Below are 9157 nucleotides of genomic sequence, written 5' to 3'. Positions count from 1 at the left end.
GGCCGCCCAGATCGAGGGCGGGGCCGACGCCGACGGGCGTGGCCCGAGCATCTGGGACACCTTCGCCGCCGAACCCGGCCGCATCCGCGGCGGCGACACCCCGGCCGTGGCGTGCGACCACTACCACCGCCACGCCGAGGACGTCCGCGACCTGGCCGACCTCGGGGTCGACGACTACCGGTTCTCGATCTCCTGGTCCCGGGTCCTGCCCACCGGACGCGGGCGGGTCAACGGACCCGGCCTGGACTTCTACTCGCGGCTCGTCGACGATCTCCTGGCGGCCGGCATCCGCCCCGTGCCCACCCTCTACCACTGGGACCTGCCGCAGACCCTGCAGGACGAGGGCGGGTGGTTGCGCCGGGACACCTCCCGGGAACTAGCCGACTACGCCGCGGTGGTGGTCGACGCCCTCGGCGACCGCGTCACCCGCTGGCACACGCTCAACGAGATGAACGTCCACACCCTGTACGGTCACGGGCTCACCGATCACGCGCCGGCCCTCGGAATGGGGCTGGACTGCCTGCCCGTGGCGCACAATCTGCTCCGCGCCCACGGCCTGGCGGTCGAGGCCATCCGGGCCTCCGGGACCCGGCACGAGGTGGGGGTGGTCCAACAGCACTTCCCGGTCCTCGCCGCGACCGACTCCGCCGAGGACCTCGAGGCCGCCGAGATGTTCCGCATCCTCACCAACTGGCTGTTCTCCGATCCCGTCCTGCGCGGTGAGTACCCGCAGGACTGGGTGGCCGAGCTCGTCATGAGCTCCGCGGGACTGACCCCCGACCAGCTCGAGCAGGACCTCGTCGTCATCGCCGGCCCCCTCGACCACTACGGGGTCAACTACTACGAACCCACGGTGATCGAGGCCCCGCGCCCCGACACCGACTACTCCGGGGTGCTCGAGGTGGACTTCCCGCAGGACATGCCGTTCCGCCCGGTACGTATCGAGGGCGTCGAGCGGACCGATTTCGACTGGCCTGTCGTGCCGTCGGGCCTCACGGACATCCTCGTGGCGCTCCACGAGCGCTACCCGGGGCTGCCGCCGGTGACGGTGACCGAGAACGGGGCCTCGTTCCACGAGGGCCCCGGAGCGGACGGAGCGGTCCACGACGACCGGCGGATCGAGTATCTCCGCGCACACCTCGCGGCCGTGGCGGACGCCGTCGAGGCGGGCGTGAACGTGGACGGGTACTACGTGTGGTCGGCGATGGACAACTTCGAGTGGGCCGCCGGCTACGCCGAGCGCTTCGGCCTGGTCCACGTGGACCACGGCACCCTCACGCGGACCCGCAAGGACTCCTGGTACTGGTACCGCGACCTGATCGCCGCGCAGCGGGAGCGAGTAGCGGGTGGTGGTCCGACACGACCCTCGGGAGAGGATCCGGCGGTCTAGGCTGGGCGGATGACCACAGTCTCGACCGCCGGTCGCCGTCGTTCCCTGGGCCTGATCGGCGTGTGCACGGCCCTCGCGCTGCTCGGGTCGGCGTGTGGGACGCCGTTGGCGACACCCGATCCGGACGCGAGTCCGGCCGCGTACTCGGCGCTCGAGGTCGGCGAGGACCGGATCGACTACGCGGTCGGCAAGGTCACCGACATCGTCGAGGAGGAACTGGAGGCCTCAGGGATCCCGGGCGCGGCCGTCGCGGTGGTGCACGGCGGCGAGGTGGTCCTCGCGGAGGGCTTCGGCGTCCGTGACACCAGCACCGGCGCCGAGGTGGACGCGGGGACAGTCTTCCCACTGGCCTCGATCTCCAAGTCGGTCAGCGCGACAGTGGTGGCCGCGGAGAGCGGGAACGGCGAGGTCGACTGGTCCACCCCGGTGAGCGAGTACCTACCGTGGTTCGAACTCTCCGATGCCCAGCTGTCCCCGCTCGTCACCGTGGGCGACGTCTTCGCGCACCGCTCGGGCCTGCCCGAGCACGCGGGGGACGATCTCGAGGACCTGGGGTATGACCGGCCCGCGGTCCTGCACGGTCTGCGGCACCTTCCGCTCACGCCGTTCCGGGCCTCGTACGCGTACACGAACTTCGGGCTGACGGCCGGTGCGGAAGCCGTGGCGGTCGCCGCGGGGACGCCCTGGGACGAGTTGAGCCGCGAGCGAATCTTCGAGCCCCTCGGGATGAGCGAGACCTCCTACTCGCACGTCGAGCTGCTCGAGCGGGACAACCGGGCCGTCGGCCACGTCAGGAACGACACGGGCGCGGGAACCGGCGACTGGGTGCCCGCCGATCCCCAACGCGATCCCGACGCGCAGGCCCCGGCGGGGGGACTGAGTTCGTCGGTGACCGACATGGCCGCGTGGATGGCCATGGTGCTGCACGACGGCAAAGGACCCGACGGCACCCAGGTGGTCCCCGCCGAGGCGCTGCGCGAGGCCCTCACCCCACAGATCGTGTCCGCGCCCCCACAGGCCGCAGCCGACCGCCCCGGCTCCTACGGGTACGGCTTCAACATCGGCACCAGCTCGTCAGGGCGGGTCCAGTGGAGCCATTCCGGGGCCTTCGCGCTCGGCGCGGGCACCGCGATGCTCATGCTGCCCTCGCTGGACCTCGGGATCATCACCGTGACCAACGCCTCGCCCACCGGGGTGGCGGAGACGATCAACGCCCGGTTTGCCGACTACGCCCAGTACGGCGACCCCACGCTGGACTGGCGCGAACTGTTCGGACAGGCGTTCGCCCCAGTGCTCGATCCCGTGGGAGACCTGGTGGACGCGCGGCGACCCGCCGCCCCGGCGCCGGCACCGGACCCGGCCGAGCTCGTCGGCACTTACGACAACGACTACTTCGGGACTCTGGAGGTCCGCGAATCGGAGGACGGGCTGGAGATGATCGTGGGCCGGGTGGCCGTCGCGTGGCCGCTCGAGCCCTGGGACGGCGAGACGTTCGCCGTCCAGCCACGGAGCGAGAACTGGCCGCCGGGGTCGCGGGGCTCGGTGACGTTCGACGACGACGAGGTCACGGTCGAGCTCCTGGACGGCAACGGACTCGGGACCTTCACCCGGGCTCCTGCCGGAGTGGACCCCGCCGAGGGCGATCCCGGCGACTGACGCGCCGTCTGTCGCGTCTGGCGTCGGCGTCGGGGGTGGTCAGGAACGTCGAGAGCCACCTCATCCGCGGATCGGCGTCCACCAGGAAGGCCTTGACCACGAGCGTCAACGGCACCGCCAGGATCGCGCCCAACGCGCCGGCCACCGAGGTCCAGAACACCAGCGAGAGGAACGTCACGGTGGGGGTGAGTCCCACGGCGTCGCCGGTGAACTTGGGCTGGATGAAGCTCTGGATCACCAGGTTGACCACGCAGTAGATCACCACCACCCAGATGGCGTCGACCGGTCCCCCGGTCAGCAGTGCGAACAGCGCGGGCGGCACGAGGCCCAGCACGAAGCCGATGTTGGGGATGTAGTTGGTGACGAAGGCCAGCACGCCCCACACCACCGCGAGCGGCACGCCGATGATCATCAGAGCCACCGTGTCGATGATCGCGACGAGGAGACCGAAGATCGTCGAGACGATCCAGTACGACTTCACGCCGTCGGTGAAGGAGCTGAGCGCGTCGGCCAGCCGGGGCCGCTGACGGACGATCACGGCTCGACGGCGGGTGACGCCCGGGACGTCGAACACCAGGAAGGTCAGCGCGATCACCAGGACGGTGAGCTGGCCCCCCGCCGAGGACACCTGCCCCGCCACGTTCTGGACCGTCCCGATGATCGTGCCGGGGTCCACGCCCGCCAGGCTCGACGAGACCTGATCCTGGCTGACCCCGAACCGGCCGAGGAACTCGATGGTCTGACCGTAGAGCTCGACGAACCTGCCCTGATACTGCGGGATCTCCTCGGCGGCGATCCACAGTGCCCACACGAGCATCCCCACCAGCGCGGCCAGCAGCAGGTAGAGCACGAGCAGGACGATGATCATCCCACCCCACCGCGGCAGGCCGGCCCGCTCCAGGCGCCGCTGCAGCGGCTGGGCGGCGATCACCAGGTTGAGGGCGAGGAAGGCCGGCATGACCATGGCCGCGTGCTGGGAGATCCCCCAGACCACCGCGAACGCCGCGGCCAGCGACACCACCGTGACGCCGGCGATTCCCCACCCCCTGGGCTCCTCGTGCGGGGCGGGCACCTCGGTTTCGCGCACGCCGGGTTCGCGAACGCCATCGCCGGTGGTCGTCATGGCCCCTCCTCGACCCGCGCCCAGCGCGCAGGACGCGGATCAGAGTAGCCCCTGTCAGCCCCCGTTCAGCGCCGAACGGATGGCGTCGACGTCGACGTCGTCGAGGTCGGCCGGATCCCACGTGGGATCGCGGTCCTTGTCGATCACCACGGCCCGCACTCCCTCGACGAAGTCCGGACGGGCGGTGATCCATCCGCCCAGCGCCAGCTCGTTGTCGAGGCATTCGCGGAGATCGCCCGCGGCGGCCCCGGCGCGGAGCAGCTCGATGGTGGCGATGACGGAGGTCGGGCAGTGGGACCGCAGCATCCCGAGGGTCGCGGTGGCCCACTCGTCCTGGGGGCCGGACTCCAGGGCGTCGACCATCTCCTGCGCGGTGCCGCGGCCGAAGACGTCCTCGATCCGGTCGATGTGCTGCTCGACCGCGGACTCCCCCGCCGCCGCGCGCTCGAGGCCGTGTCGCTCGAGGCCGTGTCGCTCGAGGGCGGCGTCGAGGCCGTCGGATCCGATGGCGGTGACGAAGGTGTCCCGGTCGGCGTCGTCGATCAGATGGGTGGCCAGACCCGTGTAGAGGGCGTCCGCGGAGTTCATCCGGACCCCGGTGGTGCCGAGGTAGATCCCCACCGCCAGGCCGCGGGTCCCGCCGCCGCACAGTCGGGGCAGGAAGTGGCTGGCGCCGACGTCGGGGATGAACCCGATCGCCGTCTCGGGCATCGCCATCATGACCGTGGTGGTGACCACCCGGTGCGAACCGTTGATGGAGATCCCGAGGCCGCCGCCCATCGCGACGCCGTGGATCACCGCGACCGTGGGCACCCGGTGGGTGTGGTACGCGAGGTCCATCGCGTACTCCTCGGAGAAGAACTCCCGGTTGGTCTGGTGCTCCCCGGCGGCCGCGGCGTCGCGCAGGGCGCGGATGTCGCCGCCCGCGCAGAACGCCTTCTCCGAGGTACTCGTGGTGACGACGGCCTCCACGCCCGAGTCCTGCGAGGCGGCGTCCAGTGCGGAGTGCAGGGCCCGGCACATGGGTAGGTCGAGGGAGTTCAGGGCCTTGGGGCGGTCCAGGACGATGTGCTGCATCCGGCCTTCTCGCCGGGTGGTGACGAATTCGCTCATGCCCCCAGTGTGTCAGGCCGGTCACCCGCCGTCGCCGAGATACTAGGAATTCCTACCTAGATCGCCCCCGCCTCACCTCAGAGCAATTCCGACGCGACATCCGGGACGTACTTGAACTCCTCGCGTGGCGGCCGCTCGTAGTTGGCCCCCTCGGGTCGCTCCGGGATCTCGAAGGTCGGCGGCTCCAGCTTCTCCCACGGGACGGTGGAGAGCAGGTGGGAGATCACGTTGATCCGCGACCTCTTCTTGTCCTCGGACTCCACCGTGTACCAGGGCGCCTCCGGGATGTCGGTGTGGATGAACATCTCGTCCTTGGCGCGGCTGTAGGCCTCCCACCGGTTGATCGACTCCAGGTCCATCGGCGAGAGCTTCCACCGGCGCATGGGATCGTCGTGCCGGGAGCGGAACCGGCGCTCCTGCTCCTCGTCCGACACGGAGAACCAGTACTTGCGCAGCATGATCCCGTCCTCCACGAGCAGGCGCTCGAAGATCGGCGCCTGGTGCAGGAAGCGGCGGTACTCGTCGGTCGTACAGAACCCCATCACTCGCTCCACGCCGGCCCGGTTGTACCAGGAGCGGTCGAAGATCACGATCTCACCGGCTGCCGGCAGATGCTCGACGTAGCGCTGGAAGTACCACTGCGTCTTGTGCACCTCGGTCGGCGCGGGCAGTGCGACCACGCGGGCGTACCGGGGGTTGAGGTACTGGGTGATCCGCTTGATCGCCGACCCCTTTCCTGCGGCGTCGCGACCCTCGAACACCACCACGAGCCGGTTCCCCGTCTCCTTGAGCCAGGCCTGCATCTCCACGAGCTCGGCCTGCAACCGCTCCAGTTCGGCCTCGTAGGCCTTCTTGGGCAGCTTCTCGAGCCCGCTGGGCAGCAGGTCCTTCGTGCCCGCCTTCGTGCCCGCCGCGTCCGAGGAGGCCTTGGGGCGCGCCTTCTTGGCGCCCTTCTTGCCCTGCTTGTCGCCACTCATCCCACCGATACTACGGCCGCGCAGGCGGCTCCGGGCCCGGAGGAACGTCTTGACAGTAGTCCAGACGACTGTCTAGCTTCGGGCGAGGGTGACGCTCGTCACCGCACCGACACGATCCTGACGGTTAGGCGACATGACGACTCTCACCCGCCGGGGGTTCCTCGGCTCACTCGCCGCCGCCGGGGTCGCGGCACTCGCGTCCGACCCCCTCGCCGCCGGCCAGGGGACCGACCCCGCGAGCCCCGCACCCGCAGGCCCCGGACGAATCCCCCACGAGGTGCAGGACCACCGGGTCCTCGTGGTGGGCAGCGGGTTCGGCGGCGGCGTCGCGGCGCTCCGGCTCGCCCAGGCGGGCGTCCCCGTCGTCGTCATGGAACGAGGACGCCGCTGGCCCACCGGCCCCAACTCGACCACCTACCCCAGCGTCAGCGCACCCGACGAGCGCATCCTGTGGTTCCGCTCCGCACCCGAGGTCTTCGGCCGACCCGTGGACCTGCCGCGCTACACCGGGCTGCTCGACGCCTCCGTGGGCGAGAACATGACCTCCGTGTGCGCCACCGGCGTCGGAGGCGGGTCCCTCATCTACCAGGGCATGTCACTCCAGCCCAGCGAGGAGTTGTTCCAGACCTGGTTCCCGGGCGCGATCGACTGGCGCGAGATGGAGCAGGAGTACTTTCCCCGCGTCTCCCGGATGCTCCGCCTGGCCGAGGCCCCGGACGAACTCGTCAACTCCCCCCAGTACACGGCCCCCCGCGTTTTCGCCCAGAGGGTGCGGGCCGCCGGTCTGCCACTGCGCAAGATCCCCATGCCCATCGACTGGGACTACGCACTGGCCGAGCTGCGCGGCGAGATGCGGCCCTCCTACACCGACAGCTCGGGCGCGCTCGGCGTCAACAACGGCGGCAAACACACCGTCGACGTGACCTACCTCGCCGATGCCGAGGCCACGGGACTCGTCGAGGTCCGACCGCTCCACGACGTCCGTGCCATGCGGCGGCTGCCCGACGGACGCTGGGAGCTCGACGTCGAGGTCCTCGACACCGCCGGACGCCTCCTCAAGACGCTGGCGATGCGCGCACCCGCGGTCATGTTGGGTGCCGGATCGGTGGGCACCTCCACGCTGCTCACCCGAGCCTCCGCCACCGGCACCATCACGGACCTCCCCGACGCCGTCGGCAGCGGCTGGGGCACCAACGCCGACCGGATCTACACCTGGACCGACCCCACCGCAGGATTCGGCGCCGTCCAGGGCGGGCCTGTGGTCTACGGGAGCCTCAACTGGTCGGACCCCACCACCGCCCACACCCTCATCCAGGCGTCGATCCCCGCATTCGGTGCGGATCTGCACACCACGATGATGGTCGGGTACGGCGTGAGCGCCGACCGTGGCCGGATCGTCTACGACGCAGCGCAGGACCGCGGCGTCATCCGATGGCCCGCCGCCGGTGACGCGGGGATCCTGCGCGGTCACATCGAACCCACCGCGCGCGCCATCGTCGGCCCGACCGGCCACCTCACCGACACCAACGACATCGTCAACTCCACCTGGCACCCGCTCGGCGGCGCGGCCATGGAGCAGGTCTGCGACCTCGACGGGCGGGTCCTGGGCCAGCGGGGCCTGTACGTCGTCGACGGGGCCCTCATCCCGGGCACCACCGCCGCCTGCAACCCGTCACTGACCATCGCGGCGATCGCCGAGCGAGCCCTCGACCGGATCGTCCGCCACGATGTGGGCGCGATCATCTGAGGCGGGAGCGGGCGAGGCCGTCCGAGCCGGGAGCGGGCGAGGCCGTCCGGACGGATGTGCACACCGTCATCAGCGTCGAATGCCCGGGACCGGTGGCGGCGACCGGGATAATGGGTGGTGTGAGGTCTCGCGAGAACATCCTCGACGCCACCCGCCGCGTCATCGGCGAGGTGGGCTTCGAGGGCGTCAACATCGCGGTGGTGGCCAAGCGAGCCGGGGTGAGTCGTCAGACCGTGTACTCGATCTTCGGTACCCGTGAGGAACTCGTCAGCGAGGCGATAACCCATCAACTCAGCGCACTCCTCGGTACCTACGAGTCGCTCATCGACTCGGCGGACTCGCTGCTCGAACTCCTGGTGGAGATGGTGGTCGTGTCCCGGCAGAGGATCCTCGGCGACCCCCTCCTCCGCGCGCTGACGCTCTCCGGCGAGGGCAATCCGATCCACCATCCCGGAGCCATCGACAGATCCCTCGGCTACACTGCTCAACTGTTGAGACCGGCGGTCGAGCGCTTCCCCGAGTACGCCGACCGCATCGACTTCCTCGCCGACGTCGGAGTCCACATCGGCTGGTCGGTGATCGTGCTCGACCCCCCCGACTCCCGCTCCGACGCCGAACTGCGGTCCTTCCTCACCGCCTGGCTGGCGCCGCTGTTCACATCGGCGTCGTGAGCACCCGGCTGGTCCTGTGGGATCTCGACCTCACGTTGCTCGACCCCGCCGGGTTCGGTTCCCGGATGATCGGGCCCGCTCTCGCAGAGATGGTGGGCGGGGAACCGATCATGGACACCTCCTTCGCCGGGCGGACGGACCGCGCGATCTGTACCGACCTGCTCGCGAGAAACGGGATCGAGCCGCACGAAGGACACGTCACCCGCCTCCTCCGCGCGGTCGCCGAGAGGTGCGAGACCCACGGTCATGATCTGCTCGACTCCGGCGGCGGGCCTCTGCCGGGCGCACACGAGGCGGCGGGGGCCCTCGCCTCCGTGGCCGGGGTGCACCAGGGGATCGTCACCGGCAACATGCGGCGGACGGCGCTGCTCAAGCTCCGGTTGTGCGGTTTCGACGGCCTGCCGGATCCTCGGCTGGGCGCGTTCGGTGATCACCACGCCGACCGCGCCGACCTCGTGCGCGGGGCGATCGCCACGGCCC

The 9157-nt window shown here is 70.4% G+C and carries 7 protein-coding genes and 1 pseudogene; 5 read left to right on the top strand and 3 right to left on the bottom strand.

All coding sequences use genetic code 11. The features are described 5' to 3' along the window. Together G6019_RS04715 and G6019_RS04710 are read left to right on the top strand one after the other, a co-directional pair. Positions 1–1390, top strand: a 1390-nt coding sequence (locus G6019_RS04715; RefSeq protein ID WP_182627121.1) for a GH1 family beta-glucosidase, incomplete at its 5' end; no start/stop codon positions are given. 9 nt (positions 1391–1399) lie between these two features. Next, the gene (locus tag G6019_RS04710; RefSeq protein WP_182613426.1) at positions 1400–3046 is read left to right on the top strand and encodes a serine hydrolase; all 1647 of its coding nucleotides are present in this window, start codon (positions 1400–1402) and stop codon (positions 3044–3046) included. Here the strand turns inward: G6019_RS04710 and G6019_RS04705 are convergent. From G6019_RS04705 to ppk2, 3 genes are all read right to left on the bottom strand, one after another. Next, on the bottom strand, positions 2994–4169 hold the full coding sequence (locus G6019_RS04705) for an AI-2E family transporter (RefSeq protein WP_182613425.1): 1176 nt from the start codon (positions 4167–4169) through the stop codon (positions 2994–2996). The genes G6019_RS04710 and G6019_RS04705 overlap by 53 nt on opposite strands. 54 nt (positions 4170–4223) lie before the next feature. Beyond that, positions 4224–5282: an enoyl-CoA hydratase/isomerase family protein gene (locus tag G6019_RS04700; protein ID WP_182627119.1), complete on the bottom strand. Its 1059-nt coding sequence runs from the start codon at positions 5280–5282 to the stop codon at positions 4224–4226. Positions 5283–5359: 77 nt separating this feature from the next. Beyond that, a complete protein-coding gene (gene ppk2 / locus G6019_RS04695) occupies positions 5360–6259 on the bottom strand; it encodes a polyphosphate kinase 2 (protein WP_228549382.1) in 900 nt (299 codons plus the stop codon). Positions 6260–6392: 133 nt separating this feature from the next. Between ppk2 and G6019_RS04690 the strand changes: the two genes are divergently transcribed. The 3 genes and pseudogenes from G6019_RS04690 to G6019_RS04680 all read left to right on the top strand — a co-directional run. Further along, positions 6393–8006: a GMC oxidoreductase gene (locus G6019_RS04690; protein WP_182627117.1), complete on the top strand. Its 1614-nt coding sequence runs from the start codon at positions 6393–6395 to the stop codon at positions 8004–8006. A gap of 119 nt (positions 8007–8125) precedes the next feature. Then, positions 8126–8677 (top strand): TetR/AcrR family transcriptional regulator, encoded by a 552-nt coding sequence (locus G6019_RS04685; RefSeq protein ID WP_159078006.1) that lies wholly within the window; start codon positions 8126–8128, stop codon positions 8675–8677. Continuing rightward, positions 8674–9157 (top strand): annotated as a pseudogene (locus G6019_RS04680) (haloacid dehalogenase); the annotation flags it as partial. The gene G6019_RS04685 and the pseudogene G6019_RS04680, both read left to right, overlap by 4 nt.

It is taken from the genome of Dietzia sp. DQ12-76, assembly GCF_014145045.1.
Taxonomy (GTDB): Bacteria; Actinomycetota; Actinomycetes; order Mycobacteriales; family Mycobacteriaceae; genus Dietzia.
Note: the sequence above shows the minus strand (reverse complement) of the source record. Positions and strands in the feature narration are given on the sequence as shown.

Coding starts and splice junctions, on each gene's coding strand:
- G6019_RS04700 (WP_182627119.1), bottom strand. CDS start 5,282: ATGAGCGAATTCGTCACCACCCGGCGAGAAGGCCGGATGCAGCACATC.
- G6019_RS04705 (WP_182613425.1), bottom strand. CDS start 4,169: ATGACGACCACCGGCGATGGCGTTCGCGAACCCGGCGTGCGCGAAACC.
- G6019_RS04690 (WP_182627117.1), top strand. CDS start 6,393: ATGACGACTCTCACCCGCCGGGGGTTCCTCGGCTCACTCGCCGCCGCC.
- G6019_RS04710 (WP_182613426.1), top strand. CDS start 1,400: ATGACCACAGTCTCGACCGCCGGTCGCCGTCGTTCCCTGGGCCTGATC.
- ppk2 (WP_228549382.1), bottom strand. CDS start 6,259: ATGAGTGGCGACAAGCAGGGCAAGAAGGGCGCCAAGAAGGCGCGCCCC.